The organism is Ferrovum myxofaciens, from assembly GCF_000735045.1.
Lineage (GTDB): Bacteria > Pseudomonadota > Gammaproteobacteria > Burkholderiales > Ferrovaceae > Ferrovum > Ferrovum myxofaciens.
Window position 1 is genome coordinate 1 of sequence record NZ_JPOQ01000226.1, and the last position, 497, is coordinate 497.

1 pseudogene is annotated in these 497 nt (G+C 55.7%); it reads left to right on the plus strand.

Going from position 1 to position 497, the window contains the following annotated elements:
• Positions 1–293: pseudogene (locus tag IV91_RS0112985) on the plus strand (IS3 family transposase); the annotation flags it as partial.
• Positions 294–497 lie beyond the last annotated feature (204 nt).

Genomic DNA, 497 nt, shown 5'->3' on the forward strand with positions numbered 1-497 from the left:
CGGTATTGAGGAAGATGTTGCCCCCGATGAACTGTTCGATCAAGGAATTGGCGAAGCAGGAGGGCATATCAGACGTTACGTTGTATGCTTGGCGCAGGGCAGCAAAAATGGAGGGGATACCGGTGCAAGGAGTTGTGAGAACGGGAGAGGATTGGTCGGCTGAGGCGAAGTTGGCGACGGTGATTGAGACGGCCAATTTGTCTGAGATTGAGTTGAGTGAGTACTGCCGCGGGAAAGGGTTGTACGTGGAGCAGGTCAAGGAATGGTATCAGGCGGGGCTGGACGGTCAGGAACGAGGTAAGCGGTAAGCCAGCGGCGTTGTATTCAGGGAGGATTGACCCCGGCATACTCCGATCATCAAGGATAGATGTTCGGGAGGGGGTTACGAATGGCTGTGCTGGGTGAAACGATACAGATCGGAGCGCAGGGGGTTGTCTGCGTAGTGCGCTTTTCAGCAGCGTGGGGTCAATTGCCCGATATCCCTGGCCGGATGCTGT